The sequence below is a fragment of the Bacillus sp. TH25 genome, assembly GCF_016650935.1.
Taxonomy (GTDB): Bacteria; Bacillota; Bacilli; order Bacillales; family Bacillaceae_G; genus Bacillus_A; species Bacillus_A mycoides.
On the sequence record NZ_JAEKEU010000016.1, the window covers coordinates 24,466 to 42,879 of the forward strand.

Genomic DNA, 18,414 nt, shown 5'->3' on the forward strand with positions numbered 1-18,414 from the left:
CCTAAAAGGCTGAGTTTCTTTGATCTTCTCTTTCTTGGTATTCTTTTGTATATCGATAAGTACCGCGCGCTAAGTCTCTACCATCTAAAATAACTGGTACTTCAACTACTAAATCGCCACCTTGTGCTGAAATTACTTCATTACCACCAGTTTGTCCCGATGAATAATTGAATACTTGATTTCCTGTATTACCCGCTATAGCCTGTCTACTATTTGACATACTTCCATACACACCACTCATCACAGACTTTAATCCCGATAACTGGCTCATAGAACTAGCCATCATCCGACTCATATCACCCATTAATTGATTCATAGTCCCAGTAATACCAAGTGATTTTTCTTTCGATGATAAAGGTGTAACTGTAATTGAATTACCCTTCTTCGTAAATAACTCTGGTCCGGCTTCTCCTGTGATAAATGAACCATCACCTACAGGCTTTCCACCTTTAGCAAGCATTGGTACATGCGGAATAGTTGGTGCACTAACTCCTGGAATTTCATTTAATAATTCTGCTGGTGTGTTAAACCCATCTATGAACTTATTAATAATACGAATGATTCCGTTGATAGCTGTACGAATACCGCTCTTAATACCATCCCATACGCCTAATACAGCTGATTTCATTCCTTCAAACGCTCCACTAACAGCACTTGTTACCCAACGAACAGGAGTCATAATGGCATCTTTTAATCCATTCCACACTGAAGATGCTGTGGATTTAATGCCATTCCAGATACTTGAAAGTGTAGACTTAATACCATTCCACACACTACTACTTGCACTACTAATCATATTCCAAACAGTTGAAATAGCTGATTTAATGCTATTAAAAATTGAACTTGCTGTGGAAACAATTGAATTCCATAAGCTAGAAAGATAGCTTTTAATCGCATTCCATACCGCACTCGTAGTGGAACTAATAGTATTCCAGACATTCACAATCCAGTTTTTTATTGCATCAAAAATTGGTGTTACAATAGCGATTAATCCATTCCAGCATGCTTGTAAAAAATTCTTAACTGCATTCCACACAGCCATCGTTGCTGAACTGATTGTATCCCACACACTAACAATCCAGGATTTGATTTTTTCAAAGATTGGCATTACAAATGACACAAGTCCATTCCAACAAGAAACTAAGAAATTCTTAATTGTTTCCCATACTAGGCTTGTAGTAGAACTAATTTTATTCCAACATTCAGAAATGAAATTCCTGATACTTTCAAATAGTGGAGTAGCAAAGTATAAAATAGCCGTCCAAATCGCTTGTAAGTATTGAGTAATGAAATTCCATACAGTTTGGATCACTGTAGAAATACCATTCCAAATCATAGAAAAGAAATCAGCAATCCCTTGTAAAACAGGAGTTATAAAAGCTACCAATCCATTCCAAGTCTCTTGAAAGAATGTAGAAATAGAAGTCCATATTTCTGTAAAGAACGTCGCTATCCCCTGCAAAACTGAAGTTAAATATTCAACTATCCCATTCCAGATTTCCATACAGAAATTAAAAATGGATGTCCAAACGCCAATATATGCTTCTAGGATTGTAGTGCCCCAAGTAACTACAAACTCAACTATTCCATTCCAGATCCCTGTAAGAAATTCAACTACGCTATTCCAAACGGCCTGTGTGCCTTCACTTAAACTATTCCAGACTGAAGATAATGATTGAACAATCCCATCCCACAAGCCAATTAAATATTCTTTAACTGCATCCCAAGCGGCAATCGTCCAAGCTTTAATATCATCCCAATTCTTTACTATAGCAATAACTAGAGCAACAACCGCTGCAATAATTATTGCGAACAATGCTATCCATCCCATCATTGCAGCCCCTACACCCGATATGACGACAACTATTGGTGCTAAAGCCATAAATGCTCCCGCTATTACACCAATAGCTACTGCGATAGCTGTCAATGTGGCTGCTAGTTTAGGATTATTAGAAATCCAATCAGCTATTTTAGCAACAACATCAGCTATTACTCCAAGTACCGGTTGGAGAGCCATTTGTAAATCTTGCATTGCTTTTTGAAATTTAACTGCTGGATTTGCATCCATTTTTTTAATGGAACCATTCAATTGTTCTTGATTCTTTTGGAAATCAACTGTTTTTTCTTTCGCACCAAGCAAAGTATTAATAATGTTTTGCCCTTGATCTTCATACATTGTCATTTTGTTATCGTAAAGGCTTTTTATCCTCTACTTCCGGGGATTTCTCCGCATTATAGGATGTTAACTCATCCTCGGTTCAGCATATATTTTCAACCTATAGGGTTGTCGTTCACTCGTGGGAGTATTTTATTCTGCATTTACAGGTTCAGCTCCTATGCGTTACAGTGAGCCACATCTTTTAAAATGTGCTTTACCACGGTATTAACACCACCATTACGTGCTGAGCTTTCACCGTTTTTGAACGATTTTACTTCGGCACAATTCATCATCTACCGAAAAATTTAACGCCTAATTCATTACGCTTTGTTTCATCATCAACTTGTGATAGAGCTTGTGCAATCTCGGTCATAGCTGCTGAACCTTCTTTACCACCATTAGCTACAGCTTGACCCCATTTTTGAACTTGTTCCGCTGAAATGTTAGTGCCTTGAAGAGCTTCTTTCATAGCTTTATCGACACCTTGACCAAATTCAGCTGCTTTAATACGCCCCTCTTTTAGTCCATCTAACAGGTTATCAATCATGAATATTCAACGTGATTCGCAAAGTCACGCCCGTTCTGTTACGAACTGCTATACGTCACCGCATAGATTAGACTATATCTTCAACTCTTTGAGTTGCCCCCTGTTTCGAGTGTCATTTACTTACACCCTACGTCTCTCGACTAGTCGTTGCACGTTCCTTTATTAAAGGCTTCGCTCAGCATTGTCTCTTTTGAGAGTTTCACTGAATTAAAGGGGTTTTGCATTGCATGTCACCATACAAGGGAACTATGAATTAATTCCAAGTACCTGTTTCAACACCAGCCTCCATAATTGCCTGAACCTCTTCAGCGCTATATCCAGCTCTTGTTAATTGCCCTCCATACTCAGCAATGATATCTAATTGTTCAGGTGGAAATCCCATTTTTAGCAAAGTGTTTGTTAAACCAAGTGCACCATCTTGCGAAATTCCTAATTCGTTGCCAATTTCATTCGTTTCTTGAATTAATTCAGTAAAATCTATTCCTTCATAAGATTGTGCAATTGCCGCTGCCCCTTTAACAACAGCCGCATTCGCTTCATCACTTACATTTTTATTTAAAGCCCACTGCCTACGTACACCTTCTAATGATGCTTCTGCATCCACTCCATAGGCAGTTACTCCCCTTACAGCGGCTTCTACTGATTTTTTCGAGGATTCTGGAACATCAAAAGATATATCAATTTTCGTTTGTAACTTTGACATATCCATTGCTTTTTCAACCGCACTAGCAATACCGCCACCAGCTGCCATACCACCTATGACGTTTTCTAATCCTACTTTTAGTCCTTCAAACTTCTTCTCAGTTCTTCCGGCTTCTTGCTGTAAATCTCTTAATTCATTTCGCACTTGTTGTATTGAGTTTCCAGCATCCACAGATCGAAGAGCTCGTTGTAATTTCTCTATATCTGTTTCTGCTCCTAATGCTTCCCGACCGATAATTCCAATCGCTTGTTCCAATTGCCGACTTGTAGCCGTACCACTTTTAATTGCATTCACAAGACGATTTCCTAATGCTCCTGCAAAGTCATCAACACTTTTCCCAGTAGCGCTAAACAATGTTTCTAACTGCCTTGTTGAACTTGCTACACTATCTTGCTCAGCCTTCATGTTTCCAAGCTTATTCTTCAGACCATTAAGCGATCCTTCTGTAAATTCAATTTCACGCCTAAATGCACGATATTGTTCTTCGGAAATTTTTCCGTTTTGGAATTGTGCTTGGACTTGTTGTTCCGCTGCCTTTAATTTATCTAACTTTTGTGTGGTGCTTTCAATTTGCTGAGTAAGTAACTGTTGCTTTTGAGCTAAAGCTTCAATATTACCTGGATCAAATTTTAATAATCGCTCAACATCTTTAAGCTCTTTGGTTAAATCATTACTACGCTTATTAACATCTTTTAACGCATTTTGAAGTCCAGTAGTTTCACCATCGATTGAAATGCTAATCCCTTTAATTCTTCCCCCTGCCACTATCTCACCCCTTTCTTAGAACGAATCGAAGTCTTTTTGATTTGCTTTACGAGTTTTCTCTTTGTCTGGATTCTCCATTTCAGCAAATTCAGCAATGTAATCAAAGCAATCACCAATTGTCATTACTTCTAAATCCCAACTCGTTAATTTCGCTTTATAACAAAGAGCAAGGAACAAATCAGTGGTGAATTCTTCATCACTGAAAGTCCCTTTCTCTTCATTACTTTTCTTTAGTTTTTTTTTGCTCCCATTGTACTTTGAATCATATCGTTAATCTCTGGAATGATTTCATAAATAGGAAACTCTTCAAATCCGTCTAACCATGTAATTGGATCAGGTAGATTGGATTCAGCAGTTTTAGCATATAACCAAACTAAATCATAAATAACTTCAAAATCTATTTTCTTTAAATCTACATTAGAGAGGTCAATAGAAGGCTGAGAACCATCTTGTGGTGTAAATGTACCAATAGCTCCTAAAGCCATCATATCCGCAAACAAATCACGTCTAAATTGCGCTTTGTAGCGCTTAACAGTTGCTGCTGTACTTTTTAGCCGAACTTGCTTACCATCTATTACAATTGTTTTTTCCATCTAATTACGCTCCTTTTGGTGCTGTTGGTGTTTTTACATAAACCTTTTTGTACCAATTTTCATGAATTGCCGGTGTAGTTTTAGAAGTTGTCTTTGTCTTAACCATCGGTCTACCACCAGTTGCTAGAATAATTGGACTCGCGACGAATTTAAGTTCGTTTGTATTCGGTTCAGCTGAATTCGTTTTTGATTTCGATGAAATATTAGGACGACTCGCTGAACAGTTATACATGACATGACGAGTTGCTTTCACATCACCATCAAACTCAAATAACAGCGCGAAGGGTTTACCTTTTGCATCGGCCAACTCATTTAATACACCATCTGTCTCATCTAATTGTTCGCCTAACGCATCAATTACAAATTGCTCCGGAAGGAGTGCAATATTTAATGTTCCTTCATAACCTTGGTTATTATCTGCTGAGTAATAAAGCATATCGTCAGCATAGAATTCAATTAAATCACCGCGTGGTTCATTTGTTAGTTCAACCGCACCAGGCATTGGAATTGGTGTTCCAAATGTAACTACCCCATCTTTTGTTTCATATGTTGCATAATGGACATTTTTCAATCCAAAACTCACTTTGTTCTCACCCATTTATATCAACCTCGTTTCATAATTTTTTTGAAATAGATTTTCAGCTTCAATAAAAACCTCATACGATTCATAAGGAATCTCATAATTGTCTAGGATTTTTTCAAGATTTGCTTCAGCAACTAAATCTTTTTTAGTAGTATAAAGCTCGATATTTAAGTTATTTATCTTGTGATAGACCTTGTTATCAGCCATTAAATTTGCTGATCCGTCCACAAGGTAACAAATATAAGGTGGCGCTGGAACCGGATTAGTTGGCGTTGCTGTGAAATGTGAATAAGCCACAGGATAACCTGTAGCATCAAGGATTTTCTTTAATTCACCTAATGTCATTGTTGAATCGCCCTTTCGACACGTTCAATTAGTTCATTTATTGCTTTTTCTTCTGCCGGAGCAATATGAACCTTAGCTGCTACACGGCCGCCGTTTGCTTTAGCATGTCCCTTTTCCAATAAATGTGTAAGTTGTGGTTTCAGTGCATTATAAACAATGATTGCACTGCCATCCTTCTTTTTCCGCCAGCCTTTACCATACTTCCCTGTTTTCTTAGGGCTTTTTTGTTTCAATTCATTCACAAGATCAGTCGCAACCTTTTCTTTAGCATCTTCTATATCTTCTTCTACTAGATTAGTGTATCTTTGCAATTCCCTAGCAATATCACTTGCAAGAGTATCAATATTAGACACCCGCTTTCACCTCACAATAAAGTTCGATTTTTTCATCGTCTCTTTCATACGTGCGGTAAATGCTATATTCTTTATCTCGGTACCTCACTTTTCGTTCATCCTGGTAATCCCAGACATGAACAATCAATATATGACTAGCCTTGATGTTACTTTGTCCAGCTTGAAAGAATTCTGATTGAGGAACTGATTTTTTCTTGCAAAATACCTGTCTACTAAATACTTCATTTTCCTCAACTTGTCCTAGTTCATCTTTAGTAATTGTTATTACTGGGAATAGTAAAATATCATTCATTTATAGTCACCCGCTAAAGTTAGATGATTCTTAAGCATGTTATAAGATGCTAAAAACCGTTCTGCCTCTTTTGCGTCTGAAATAAAATTAGCTTTTACATACGTAATAATTGCTCTTTTAATCAGAGGATCAGTATCATCATTTGCCTTGAGATGAGAAACACCAGATAACTTCAGATCATATCGAGATGATTCAATTAAATCTTCAAGTTCATCATCAAGAGCATTATGTGAAACGCGTACCGCTTTCTTCACAACATCAAGCATCATATTCATTCACCAACTTGCCCTAGCTGTTTTAAAGCTTCTAGAGCGGCATCTTTACCCTTAATCTTTTCGCCATTTGGAAGTTCGTAATACCCTCCTCCAACATGAACCGGTCCTTTTAAATCTTCTTCTTTATCTATAAGTTCCTTATTCAAGAAACCTTCATCTTGTAAATATATTACACGTTCTGCGTCATTTGATTCATATGAATCTGCAACACTATAATGAATGAAAGTGAATTTATCTCGAAAAGCTCTTTTTACAACATATTTATTCAACGATTTCCCACTCACTGTTAAACCTCCTTATACCATAAAGAAAAGCGACTATTATACAGTAGCCGCTTTCTTCACTCGTAAGAATCCATTCTTAGAAATTACGTTACCCCCTGCAAAAACAGAGCCTCTATGAGCAATCATACCTTGCTTGAATTTAAAGTCTGTAGATCGTTGAACGTCCATATCCGAGAAGATAGTAAGTTGATAGTTTGATAAAGGACCATATGCCATGTTATATTGTCCTGCAGTCGTTTTAGCATCAGAAACGGCTTTACAAGCACTATTAATGATGAATGGCACTCCATCAATTGTCCCTGAGTTACCATGCGATACTACGTTGTATACCTTTTTACCATCAGAAGTACGAAGCTTAGCAAATGCTTTTAAGTCTAGTTTATTTAAAATCAATACTGCCGCATCTTCTACATCTTCATCTCCACCATAGCTATAAATAATCTCATCCAATGTAGATGCATCAATTGCTGAAATTTCTAAATCTGTTGCTGAATCAATCGCCGTAGCTGCTGCCGAGAAAATACCAGCAAGTCGATTCGTCGCACCTGTACCAATTAAAATTTCACGAGTTAACTTTTTACGAGTAGCTACCGTGATCCCCTTCATTACTTCAGCATCATAATCAGCCGCTGGTAATTTTTGAAGCTCTTCTGTGTCTTCTGAATAAGCTGTAACTTTTGCCTTTGTGATATCTGCATATCCAAACGTTGTTTCAGCTGTATTGTAGTCATTACCTTCAGTCGTATAATCGCCTTCACCATAACTTTTGATATATGGTTGTTGGTAGCTTTCTCCACCTTTTAATGTTTTTGTAGACACGCGATCAATTAATGTAGAAACTTCATTAAATGTTGGGCGGATATCTGATGCGCTATGTTTTGGAAGAACTACATTTCCACTCCCTACAGTTACAGCTCGATTTTCCATTAATGCTTCTCCTCGTTTTTCAGACACTTCTAAATCAGCATCTCTTTTTTCTGGTTCATTATTAAACGTCTCAACTGTACGAACTTCTAGACTTTGACCAGTATTAATTTCCTCGGCCTCTTTCAATAAGCGCTGGCGTGTTTCAAATTGTTTTTGAGATTCATCAAGCTCACGTAATTCAGTTTCTAATACTGTTAAATCTATTTCTTTATCACTCTCAAGTAATGAACGGATTTCTGCTTTTCTAGATAAAATTTCTTGTAATGTTTTCAAGTAAACCTCTCCCCTATAGATATGTTTTTAAAATTAGTTTTTTTCGTATTTCCGTTTCAGTTCTTTCATCGACGAATTGTTTATATGGGTCATGACTTCTAGCTGAAACTTGCGAATCAGGATAAGCCGGGAAAGCTACTGGACTAATCTCTAGTAACTTAGCTTTCGTTACACTACGAACTACATTGTCCGGATCTGATTCATCCCATTCTTCTTTGACCATTTGGAACCCAAAGGAAACACCGTCTACATCACCGCGTTTAATCGTCTCGTATGTGTCATTTCCGAGTGTTGTATTGGCTAAGTCTAGTTCAAACCTTAGTCCAATCTCATCTTCAAATAAACGAAGAGTACCATTTTTAGTTCTTCCTAAGACTTGCGATGTGTCGTGACTCCATAAAGCTAATTGATCATCTTGAGTCAAGGACTCTGTGAAAGCTCCTTTTTTAAACTGCTCTTTAAATCGTTGCCAATAGCCCATTGTTACAGATTTCATTTCCCATTTAACTGCATAACCAGCAATTGTTCGAAGGCCATTTTCTAATTCCCTAATTTCAAGAGCACTACTCAGTAGTTCCCTCTTTTCCGTCTTGTTCATTGTCATCACCTCCTTCATCAGTGACATTTCCTTCTTTAACTAAAGCTGTATCTAATCTTCTAATCGGCTTAGATCCACCTTCAATTGGTCCAAGTGAAAGAATTGCACGCCATTCATTTGGTGTCATAGCTCCTCTATCGACCATTTGAACTAAGTCCATCTTTGTACTTAAAGAAGCGTATTGAAGTGAAGAGGATTCAAAGATAATCTTGTTACCAAATCCCCTTTCTCGACGTGAAAAAAGCTTCCTGGTATATTCCCCAGCAAGCTGCATTGCAAATGGCTCAATTTCCGATTCATAATAAGCTGTCCATTCATCCTCGTTGTATTTACTTTGGATAATCTTTTCGTTTGTATTAAAGAAATTATAAATACGTTGTACTGTTTCTTGCATCTGCTTGGAATCCGGTACAAACGCTTCAGGTTTCACTTGTTCTAAATCATACCTAGGATCAGAAGAAGCTGCTCCACCATCATTTGAGATATTTAAATAGTTATTTACAAAGTTTTTGACCTGACTATCAATATCTTCTTGTTTTAGTACTGACTTAAACTTAAGAATCCACTTTACTACTGCACTATTTTTAATAGCTTTAACAATACCTTGATCAGTAGTTGTAACAATCTCCATTAACTGAGCTAATGCATTACCAGGATGCTCTCCGAAAAAGTCATTATCATTAAAGTCTTTACGCAAATGAATGATATCTGTATACGGAATCGTCATCTGCTTACCATTTTTAAAATAAAACTTTAAAAAGATGTCTCCCTGTGCCCCTTCTACAACTTCAACTGTTGTACATGGAATGGGATAAATCTCAGTAGGATAACCAAAATCATCACGCTTAATATAAGCGAATGCATTATGATTCAACTCTAATTGAACAGCCATTTTCTCTTGAAACATTTGTCCTGTCATCAATGGATTAGGCTCTTCCAGTAAAAATCTCATATAGGAATCTGGATTCACCTTAAATTCAGTAGAGTTATCTCGTATATGCTTGGCTATCAGCTTACCGACTGCTTTTGCTTTAGGACGTATACAAGCTCGTATAATGTCACTTTGATAGATGTCCCCATTCCACGCAAAAAAACCTCCACCATTATCGTTTATCATTTCAAAACGAGTTGTAGTAGGAGCCTGTTTCTTTCCAAAGATCTTATCAAATAACCCCAAATTCTCACCTCCTTCTTAAATCATGTTGAGGTAGTCATTTCGTTTTTCTTGAAGAACTACATATGCATTTAAAAGCGCTGCTGTGCCATCAATACGACGTCGTTGGTTTTTTGTTTTATTTGGTTGTATATTTAAATTTTTATCAACGTCTATTGCTGTGTTGGAAAGACACCACTTGTCAATTGTGTGGTTATTATAGTTTATTAACTTAGATTCCAAGTCAGCTCCTAAAAGTTTCATCGGGCTAGAAAGGGTCTGTTTTCCTTGTGCAACCGGAATCATAGCTTCCTTCCCGAAATACCCTTGCATGTCCTCAACCCAGTAATTCGCTGACCATTTATCATAGCCAATCCAAGGTAGATAAATGCCATATTCATCTCGTATTTCTAAGAACCATTTCGTGACAAATTTATAATGAACGGAATTTCCCGGGGTTGTTCTTAATATTCCTTGCTCGTGCCATAAATTATATGGGATTTTATCTTCTTTACTTCGCTGCTCCAGTAAATCTTCAGGAAGCCAATACATCTGCTTCACATAAATATGCGGGGCTTCTGGAACCATAAAAATAACCTTCGCTGCTGTTAAATCGGTAGTTGAAGATAAATCGCAACCACCAATTCCATAGGAAGGTTTTAACTTTTCTATATCGAAAGTATCAGGATTATTTAGTTGCTCAAAAGTCAGCCATGCCTCTGTTGATGTTTCTCTTATATTAAAATCTTTTGTTAGTAAGTTTTTTACTAGCAAAGAATTTGCTTTTGCCTTGTTTACTTTTGTTTCAAGTTGGTCTACCTTTTTTATCGTTCCAAGCCCAGGGTTGGCTTTCTTCCACTTTGACGGGTCAGTCCATTCCTCTCGTTTATCCAGCTCGTAGATTATGGGTAAAAAACGTTCATCTTTATATCCATCCGGATCATCGAGTCCATTTAACAACATTTCTGCTTCTTCATACTTCATATCATACACTGACTCTCGGACAGTCCCTGCTGTTGTAATCATAAATATCATTGGCTGTTCTCGTGAAGACGTACCATCTACAATAACATCATACAAATTTTTATCTTTCCAAGCATGAATTTCATCCATCATAGCGCCATGTACGTTAAGTCCATCTAATGTTTCACTATCAGAACCAAGTGGTTTAAATGTACTATCATTCCATTCAGAAACCATTTCAGATACTAAAGGTTTAATACGCTTTAATAGTGCTGGTGACTTCTTTACCATTCGCTTTGATTCTAACCAAACTAATTTCGCTTGGTCTTTCTTAGTTGCTACCGCATAGACTTCTGAACCTGGTTCCCCATCTGCTATTTGCAAATACAATCCAATACCTGAACCAACAGTAGATTTTCCGTTTTTACGAGCAACTACAAGTAATACTTCTCTGTATTTTCTTGTGCCATCTATTCCATGTACGAAGCCAAATGCTGCTGCAATAAATGCCTTTTGCCATACTTCTAGAACAATTGGTTTTCCGCCCCATTTTCCCTTTGAGTGCTTACAAAAGTTTTCGATGAATTCAATGGCATGGTTCGCTTTCTTTGAGTCGTATTCATATACACTTTCTTTATCACCAATATCACTAACTAATTTCTTATATATTCTACGAACTTTTTCACTAACAATTTCTTTTCCCGATTCAATAAGGCTGTAATATTCAATGATTGGGTTATAAGACAAAGGATATTGTATCCTCATTTATTCATCACGAAGTCATCAAACCCATCATCCTTCTCCTTACTTTCAACTGGTTTTTTAGGTATGTAATCACCCAACTGCTTCATTATCGTTTGATAACTTTTATTCATAGCTATATATCTTCTTGCCGCTGGTCTTTCTCTTTCATAAGGCTCTTGATTCTCTGATTGCGAGAACATTTCATCGTAACCATTTTCATCTAGATCTTTACGAACATCTTCTAATCTTACACGCAAATCTGCCGCTTCAACAATTAGCCCCTCTACTACCAAGAGGGTATCTTTTGGCATTTCTTTATATATCCGTCTAAGTCTGGTTATCTCTTTATTAACCCGTTCTTCTTTTGTTAGTTCTTTCTTTATCGCCATAAATAACACCTCATCTCTTCTGCATTTTGGGTAGGGGGGTCACGTGGAATGACCAATTTATTTTTTGAAGGTATCTCATCGGTCCTTTGAGAACTCGAAAAAGATTTTGAAATGGGGGGGCTTTTATTTCTTTGGAAATATCAGCGTTCACTTTTTATTTTGATTTTTATTCTTTTTTTATTAAATCCCCATTCTCATCAAACATTACTCCTTCAACAACTGGACTATTCTTCTCATGATGTTCACGGTTGTGGCAATCCTGACATAAAAGTTCTAAGTTATGAAAGCTCAATGTAATCTCTGGGTTATTTATATTCTCTGGTGTTATGTAATCCTTGTGGTGAACAATTTTCCCACTCCCCTTACATCGCTCACACAATCCATATTTAAATTTAAAATATGAATCCCTACACTTCTTCCATGCTGTGGATTTATAAAACTTCTTTGCATATTCCATTGCCATGCATCCACCTCAAAACAAATAACCGCTCAATGTTGAACGGTTATCTGTTATATAAAGTTATACGAAACCCAATACGGTAAATGAAGTTTTATATAACATAATTGTTATTAATCCCTATCTATTATTAGGTGGCTTTTGTACGACAAAAATAAAGCTTTTACCTCTTATTGGACAAACTTATATTGAATGCAAATACTATCAATAGCTTTCCTCTCAACATTTTATATCATTATATTATTTTATAAAAAGATATAGATAAATTGACCGAATTACCTTTACACGTATTATAATACGTGTTATAATAAGAGTATAGAAAGGAGGGAATAAGGGAGATGGACATTCTAGATATTTTAGACAAAGTAAGCGGGATTTCTTCTTTCATCTTAGCGATATACATACTTCTCAAAGAAATCAAAGAAGAAAAAAATAAGCGTCCTCAACGCAAAGGTTCCAGCCGACCAAGCAGAAAACCTAAGCGAAGAAAACGCAAGTAAGCTAACAAGAAGCCCAACCAACTGGTTGGGTTTCTCAAAAAAATATTAACATCTCCCATATCTATATGTCAAAAACTTCATTGATTTTAAATACTATTTGTTTGTTTTTAACAATTCGTTTCTTTATTGTTACCGACTTTTCTAATTTACAAATGTTAGACACTATCTACTTAATAGTGATTATTTTATGGATTCTGGTCTTCACCATTTCGATTATCAAGAAATTTAAGAAGTAAATCCATTACACTATATTTAGCAGGAGGAAAAGCAAATGAGCACTTACCAAGATCGCTATATCTACCCATCTATTTTTGATTTTTCTAATGAGCAGGTTACTGTTACATTTCCTGACTTTGCAGATTGTCATGCTCATGGTAATAGCTATGAAGATGCTTTTGAAATAGCTAAAAAGACGTTAGCAACTCATCTATACGAAATAGAAGAGAAAAAAGGAAGCATTCCACCAGCATCTAATCCAGCTTCTATCCAAACTAAAGAAAATCAAGTTATTGGCTTTATTGAAGTATGGATGCCACCATTCCGTAGTGAAATTGAAAATAAAGCAGTAAAGAAAACATTAACTATTCCTCATTGGCTTGATAAAATGGGAAAAGCTAATAATGTAAACTACTCACAAGTGTTACAAGATGCACTAAAAAAGCATTTGGGTGTTACCGAAAATAAAAATATCTAAAAGAGATGAGTTACTTTCATCTCTTTTTTCTTTACACAAAAAGAAATAACCGTCTAATACAAACGGCTATTCCTCTTCATATGGTCTATATTTACTACGCAAGACTTCTAGTTCTTTCTTCTTCTCTTCAATATCTTCACGTAGAAACAAACTCACTCGTTCCATCTTCTTAAATGGCACAAGTTTACCATCTTTAATCATTTTACTAATTCTCGCTTTACTAATCCCTAAAACATCCATTACCTCTGGTGTCGTTAATACCTCATCATGTAAAAAAGAAAGCAGTTGCTCTTTATCTTCAAACTTGTACACTCTATTCACCTCTTTTTTCTTTAAAAACCCCATAGAGTCGCAATGACGTATTTATTATATAAAGGACTAAAAGAATAATTAACACAATATCCAAAATCGTTTTAAAAATACTCGCTTCAACTGAATCTCGTAAATAAGTAAAGTAGAACAGTGTAATGAAAATAATTAAGAAGTTCGATGAATTACTTGTTTTCTTCATATTGTTTACAAATTGGCAAGTTGTTATAATGTGTATAGAAGAGAGAAGGTGGGCTTCTCTCTTCCGCTCAAAATCATTTTCGTTTACGTCTGGCTGGGCGTTTTCGTTTGGTTTTGAGCTTTTTCACTTTTTCGTGGATGACTAGGACTTTTTCGATGATTGTTAGTGCTGTAAGTATCATTCCTAGTATCAGTGCTAACTTTGCCAATTTGTTTCCCCCTTTCTTTCTATATTTATTATACCACATCTATTTACCTAAGTAAACAGTTTACATGCATTTTCTGATTATTTTTTGATGTTTTTATCAATTTAATTTCTAATCAAATATACGTTTCTCCTTTGATATCTTGCTTATCTACAACCAGAAACCAAAACAAAAAGCACCCAATCCGGATGCCTTTTGTTCAATAGAAAAACTATATAATACCCTTATTTTTTATGGTAATTTAGATGCCATTCAAAATACTCAGCATTATCTTTATTCCACTTTAAACACTCTTTTCCTTGGAGACTCTCAATATAATCCCTTACTGAATCTGGTAAATTATCTTTATTAACCAAGCTAATAATTTCTCCATTCAAGACAGTAATATATCCTTTTTCAAATAAATCATCACAACCAAATTTACACATAGGTATGGCTATATTTTCAATATCTAACCTTTCTTCTATGCTACAAAATGCTCTTTTCTTAATATGTGCAGCTACAAGTAAATCTATAGGATACTCTTTCCCACAAATTCCACAGTTACACGTTTTCTTATCATTAAACAGATATCCACGTAATATCCCTTGCTCTTTTCTAGCCTTGCCTTTTATCTCATTATCCAATGATGCACTTTGTTCTAAGTCACCTATGATGTCTCTAATATTTTTCTTTGTTTCTTCCTTTGTACTAATTGGAGCATAAGAAGAACTATACAAATCAAAAGCACTCATTATTATGTTACTTTTATCTTGGTCTAATACTCTAAAACCTTGTATTAGATTTCCTTCTTCATAATCTAATAATCTATTAAAGACACTTAAACTAATGGCTTGATGCTTTATTTCATCTAAGAAGTAAATATACTCCCAGCTTTCACCACTATCTGTTTCTCCCCACAGATGCTTTGCTAATTCTAAATTATGTACCTTATATGCAATGGTAGCAGATGCAAAAATTTGCTTATTCGCTGAAAAGAGAGTTATATCTCCTCTTTGGATTTTTTCCCATTGCTTTATCTTCTGTGGACTTGGAGTTATCCCCCAAACACGGATTAAGTTTCCTTTATAAATTCCGGATAACTTATCAACATCCTCTTGTTGTAAGAAAGGCTTAATTTTCTCAAATTCAATGCCATTACGCATTGTGGATTGAAAATTAAATTTAGCTACTTTATTCCCTGTAGGTTGCAGTATTACGTTGTACATACACTTACACCTCTTCTGTTTTATTTAGTTTTCTAAAGTTCGTTATATTTTTTATTCGATCCAAATGACTTTTCAACTGGATATTTTCTTTGATTTTTCTCTAATTTATTTTTAATTACATCTTCTATATCCACATTCATTTGGTCAGCTAATAAAATAGAATAAATTAAAACATCAGCTAGTTCATCCTTGATGTTTTCAAGATTTTGTTCTATTGCATCTTCACTACTTTTCCACTGAAAATTCTCCAATAACTCGCTAGCCTCTAAAGAAAGAGAAATTGCTAAATCCTTAGGGTTATGAAATTGCTTCCAGTCTCTATCATCTCGAAACTTAAGAATTTCCTTTATTGTATTTTGATTCATTTTTTGAATCCTCCCACTATTGTCCATTGGTAAATCCTTCTACAATTATATAAAACCAATTGCTTCCATTGCAAAGATTTAGATATACTAATTTTAAAAAGATAGACTGATGATAAATATAATTTACTCGGAGGAATACCTATGAAAAATAACAATCCTTGGTTAAATGAAATCATAGAAATATTAACAGAGTTAGGTGGAGATGGAACACTAAGTCAAATTAAAACCAAAGTTATGGAACGTAATAAAATAGACCTAAGTAAATATCAGCATGAACAATCAATAGGTGCACAAATTAGAAAGACCATCTATTATCATTCTAGTGAATGTGATATTTATAAAGGAGAACAGGACTTATTTTATGCTGTAAATGGTAAAGGAAATGTGTGTTGGGGATTAAGAGACTTCGATAATAATAATGATGATAATGATTGGAATTTAATCGATCTTGAGGAGGAGTTTTCTGAAGGTAAACAAATACTTAGAACTCACCTGTCCTATGAACGTAATAACCAAGTCATTCCATTAGCAAGAACACTTTAAACAAAAACATGGAGGAAAACTCTTCTGTGAAATTTGTGGTTTTGATTTTTATAAAACATATGGTGAATTAGGAAAAGATTACATTGAGGGACATCATATAACCCCTGTATCTCAATTAAAAGAAGGAGAAACGACCAAAATTGAGGATATTATAATGGTATGTTCTAATTGTCACAGAATGTTACATAGACGTAAACCATGGTTAAGTATCGAAGAATTAAAACTATTATTAAATAAAACACATTTATAAAAGCGTAATACCGCTTCTTATGTATTAAGGAGTGGTATTACTAACTTATTAGGTATATTTTATTCCGAATTCTTGAGTAATGTCTCTTGTTAATTTTGATAAAACTCTTTTATCTAATTGTGCAGTATCAACATAATTAGAATATACTACTCTTACTACATCATGTTTTGAAGGAAACAGATTAGGGAACTCATGACATAATGAATCAATTTTAGCATCATTGTATCTTAAAGATTTCAAAAGTATCTCTCCTACATAATCTGTGTGAGAGTTATATAATGAATTTAATTTAAATGTTTTTTTATTATTGTCTATTCTTTTAAGTAACAACTCAATTTCCTTATCATCATACTTTTGTTTTTCAATTTCGTTCACTTTAAAACCAATGGAAAATATATCGGGGTTTGAGTACCAGGCTTTTAAATAATCTAATTGTCCATTTCCCTCTTTAAATTGGAGAGTAAATTGGACCAAATCTCCAAAGCCCTTTTCATATGGATGTATATGCGTATTTATTGAAAACTCTTGATTTCCTTTTAAATTAGAATTACATACATGACAACAAGGTATAAGATTAAAAAAAGAAACTGCTAAAAAAGGAAATCTAGACTGACTATAAAAATGATCTAATTGTGGTCTTGTTCTACCTTTTTCTTCTTCATTTGGCTCAGATACAGTGATAAATTGCCTATTACAATATGGACATACCTCAACCTTTAATTGTTTAACTAATTCATAAGCCCCCCATTTTTTTTCATTCCCCTTACTATACTGTCTGCAAAAGTGATCATAATCAAATATAACCGCTAGTGTATCTATTAAACTCTTTCCTTCCTGAATGTAACGGTTAACTAATTTAATCATACAAGCCACTTTTTTATCCTCTTCTTTAACAGCAGCGATTCGAGTCACAGACACCTCTTTTCCACGAAGAACCTCAAATTCTTTTCTTAATATTTTTCGCTGTTTTTCATAATTTTTAAGCTTTTTCTTTAAACCATTATGCTTATGTATCTTACCCATTACACTTCTATATTTTTTATTAATATTAATAACTATTTCATTTAAATGATTAGGATTACCCATGATAATGTTTTCAATTTGATTTCTTATAGTAATAAAAAATTTTCTCCATGTAAGGTTTTCTTCTACTTCTACAATTTGCTCTAACTTTTCTAAAAAACCTTTTTTCTTAAAATACTCTTCATAGTGCCTTCTAGCTAGAGGATGCAAATTGTCACGCTTTATTTTTATCACCTTTCCATCTCTCCAATTCTTCCAAACGTGCCTTTAAATCTTTAATTTCGAGGTGAGCTGTGTAAGCTGTCGCTTCTACTGTTATTTCACGACCAGCAGGTTCACTTGTTTCAGTAGATTTCGCCACTGGCTTAGTTGCCGGCTTCGCTTGCGCTACTGGTTTACTTGATGCTCCACTTTTAACTGATTCCTTTCCGTTAACTGCCGTATCATTTTTAGCCGGCGCTTTCACCTTAACTGATGTATCATTTTTAACCGCCGTTTTCACCTTAGTTGGCGCTTCATCTTGAGCTGGAACTTCTTTTCTTTCAATAACAGGTGCTGTACCTGTTAAAAATGGTATGTGAACATACGCCGCTTTCCCGCCATATTCGAATTGTAACCATTCGTTTTGTACTTGATTTGTCGTTTCAATCAAGTCATCTTTTTTAAGCGTGCCAAGAATTTCTGAATCAGTATTCGCTCCAGCACGAATGTTT

22 protein-coding genes and 3 pseudogenes are annotated in these 18,414 nt (G+C 35.1%); 3 read left to right on the forward strand and 22 right to left on the reverse strand.

All coding sequences use genetic code 11. The features are described from left to right. Position 1 precedes the first annotated feature (1 nt). The 16 genes and pseudogenes from JFT89_RS12580 to JFT89_RS12655 form a co-directional block, all read right to left on the reverse strand. On the reverse strand, positions 2 to 2,182 hold the full coding sequence (locus JFT89_RS12580) for a phage tail protein (protein ID WP_201040101.1): 2,181 nt from the start codon (positions 2,180 to 2,182) through the stop codon (positions 2 to 4). 265 nt (positions 2,183 to 2,447) lie between these two features. Then, entirely contained in the window at positions 2,448 to 2,705 is a 258-nt protein-coding gene (locus JFT89_RS12585) for a hypothetical protein (RefSeq protein WP_098632730.1), read from the reverse strand. A gap of 256 nt (positions 2,706 to 2,961) precedes the next feature. Then, a pseudogene (locus tag JFT89_RS12590) lies at positions 2,962 to 4,176 on the reverse strand (DUF2207 domain-containing protein); the annotation flags it as partial. A 227-nt stretch (positions 4,177 to 4,403) separates the two neighbouring features. After that, on the reverse strand, positions 4,404 to 4,766 hold the full coding sequence (locus JFT89_RS12595; RefSeq protein ID WP_201040102.1) for a hypothetical protein: 363 nt from the start codon (positions 4,764 to 4,766) through the stop codon (positions 4,404 to 4,406). Positions 4,767 to 4,770: 4 nt separating this feature from the next. After that, entirely contained in the window at positions 4,771 to 5,364 is a 594-nt protein-coding gene (locus JFT89_RS12600; RefSeq protein WP_201040103.1) for a major tail protein, read from the reverse strand. Then, on the reverse strand, positions 5,365 to 5,694 hold the full coding sequence (locus JFT89_RS12605; protein ID WP_201040104.1) for a hypothetical protein: 330 nt from the start codon (positions 5,692 to 5,694) through the stop codon (positions 5,365 to 5,367). Then, positions 5,691 to 6,047, reverse strand: coding sequence for an HK97 gp10 family phage protein (locus JFT89_RS12610; RefSeq protein ID WP_201040105.1), 357 nt, complete (start codon positions 6,045 to 6,047; stop codon positions 5,691 to 5,693). Before JFT89_RS12610 ends, JFT89_RS12605 begins: the two co-directional genes overlap by 4 nt. Continuing rightward, complete coding sequence (locus JFT89_RS12615) at positions 6,040 to 6,339, reverse strand: phage head closure protein (protein WP_012261473.1); 300 nt, start codon at positions 6,337 to 6,339, stop codon at positions 6,040 to 6,042. Before JFT89_RS12615 ends, JFT89_RS12610 begins: the two co-directional genes overlap by 8 nt. Further along, positions 6,336 to 6,608 (reverse strand): head-tail connector protein, encoded by a 273-nt coding sequence (locus JFT89_RS12620; RefSeq protein WP_201040106.1) that lies wholly within the window; start codon positions 6,606 to 6,608, stop codon positions 6,336 to 6,338. The genes JFT89_RS12615 and JFT89_RS12620 overlap by 4 nt, the downstream gene beginning before the upstream one ends. A 2-nt stretch (positions 6,609 to 6,610) precedes the next feature. Continuing rightward, positions 6,611 to 6,898, reverse strand: a complete 288-nt coding sequence (locus JFT89_RS12625) for a hypothetical protein (RefSeq protein ID WP_201040107.1) — start codon at positions 6,896 to 6,898, stop codon at positions 6,611 to 6,613. 36 nt (positions 6,899 to 6,934) lie between these two features. Continuing rightward, entirely contained in the window at positions 6,935 to 8,098 is a 1,164-nt protein-coding gene (locus JFT89_RS12630) for a phage major capsid protein (RefSeq protein ID WP_201040108.1), read from the reverse strand. Between the two features lie 13 nt (positions 8,099 to 8,111). Beyond that, a complete protein-coding gene (locus JFT89_RS12635) occupies positions 8,112 to 8,696 on the reverse strand; it encodes an HK97 family phage prohead protease (RefSeq protein ID WP_201040109.1) in 585 nt (194 codons plus the stop codon). Next, a complete protein-coding gene (locus JFT89_RS12640) occupies positions 8,662 to 9,873 on the reverse strand; it encodes a phage portal protein (RefSeq protein ID WP_201040110.1) in 1,212 nt (403 codons plus the stop codon). Before JFT89_RS12640 ends, JFT89_RS12635 begins: the two co-directional genes overlap by 35 nt. Before the next feature lie 15 nt (positions 9,874 to 9,888). Beyond that, entirely contained in the window at positions 9,889 to 11,577 is a 1,689-nt protein-coding gene (locus JFT89_RS12645; protein ID WP_201040111.1) for a terminase large subunit, read from the reverse strand. Next, complete coding sequence (locus JFT89_RS12650) at positions 11,574 to 11,945, reverse strand: hypothetical protein (RefSeq protein WP_042510948.1); 372 nt, start codon at positions 11,943 to 11,945, stop codon at positions 11,574 to 11,576. Before JFT89_RS12650 ends, JFT89_RS12645 begins: the two co-directional genes overlap by 4 nt. 166 nt (positions 11,946 to 12,111) lie before the next feature. Then, a complete protein-coding gene (locus JFT89_RS12655; RefSeq protein WP_098651791.1) occupies positions 12,112 to 12,408 on the reverse strand; it encodes an HNH endonuclease in 297 nt (98 codons plus the stop codon). A gap of 332 nt (positions 12,409 to 12,740) precedes the next feature. Between JFT89_RS12655 and JFT89_RS12660 the strand changes: the two genes are divergently transcribed. Together JFT89_RS12660 and JFT89_RS12665 are read left to right on the forward strand one after the other, a co-directional pair. After that, positions 12,741 to 12,902: a hypothetical protein gene (locus JFT89_RS12660; RefSeq protein ID WP_000352021.1), complete on the forward strand. Its 162-nt coding sequence runs from the start codon at positions 12,741 to 12,743 to the stop codon at positions 12,900 to 12,902. Between the two features lie 271 nt (positions 12,903 to 13,173). After that, positions 13,174 to 13,596 carry a type II toxin-antitoxin system HicB family antitoxin gene (locus JFT89_RS12665; protein WP_201040112.1) on the forward strand — a complete coding sequence of 141 codons (423 nt, stop codon included), beginning with the start codon at positions 13,174 to 13,176 and terminating at the stop codon, positions 13,594 to 13,596. 66 nt (positions 13,597 to 13,662) lie between these two features. Here JFT89_RS12665 and JFT89_RS12670 read toward each other — a convergent pair whose 3' ends face one another. The 4 genes from JFT89_RS12670 to JFT89_RS12680 all read right to left on the reverse strand — a co-directional run bounded on the left by JFT89_RS12670 (position 13,663) and on the right by JFT89_RS12680 (position 15,885). Then, on the reverse strand, positions 13,663 to 13,941 hold the full coding sequence (locus JFT89_RS12670) for a helix-turn-helix transcriptional regulator (protein WP_201040113.1): 279 nt from the start codon (positions 13,939 to 13,941) through the stop codon (positions 13,663 to 13,665). A 239-nt stretch (positions 13,942 to 14,180) separates the two neighbouring features. Continuing rightward, positions 14,181 to 14,315: a hypothetical protein gene (locus tag JFT89_RS30495; RefSeq protein WP_001086026.1), complete on the reverse strand. Its 135-nt coding sequence runs from the start codon at positions 14,313 to 14,315 to the stop codon at positions 14,181 to 14,183. Between the two features lie 221 nt (positions 14,316 to 14,536). Next, the gene (locus JFT89_RS12675) at positions 14,537 to 15,520 is read right to left on the reverse strand and encodes an HNH endonuclease (protein WP_201040114.1); all 984 of its coding nucleotides are present in this window, start codon (positions 15,518 to 15,520) and stop codon (positions 14,537 to 14,539) included. 32 nt (positions 15,521 to 15,552) lie between these two features. After that, the gene (locus JFT89_RS12680; RefSeq protein ID WP_201040115.1) at positions 15,553 to 15,885 is read right to left on the reverse strand and encodes a nucleotide pyrophosphohydrolase; all 333 of its coding nucleotides are present in this window, start codon (positions 15,883 to 15,885) and stop codon (positions 15,553 to 15,555) included. Positions 15,886 to 16,026: 141 nt separating this feature from the next. On the opposite strand from JFT89_RS12680, the pseudogene JFT89_RS12685 reads away from it, so the two are divergent. After that, positions 16,027 to 16,678 (forward strand): annotated as a pseudogene (locus JFT89_RS12685) (HNH endonuclease). 48 nt (positions 16,679 to 16,726) lie between these two features. Here the strand turns inward: JFT89_RS12685 and JFT89_RS12690 are convergent. After that, the gene (locus tag JFT89_RS12690) at positions 16,727 to 17,935 is read right to left on the reverse strand and encodes an HNH endonuclease family protein (protein ID WP_307838607.1); all 1,209 of its coding nucleotides are present in this window, start codon (positions 17,933 to 17,935) and stop codon (positions 16,727 to 16,729) included. Positions 17,936 to 17,987: 52 nt separating this feature from the next. After that, a pseudogene (locus JFT89_RS12695) lies at positions 17,988 to 18,414 on the reverse strand (SH3 domain-containing protein); the annotation flags it as partial.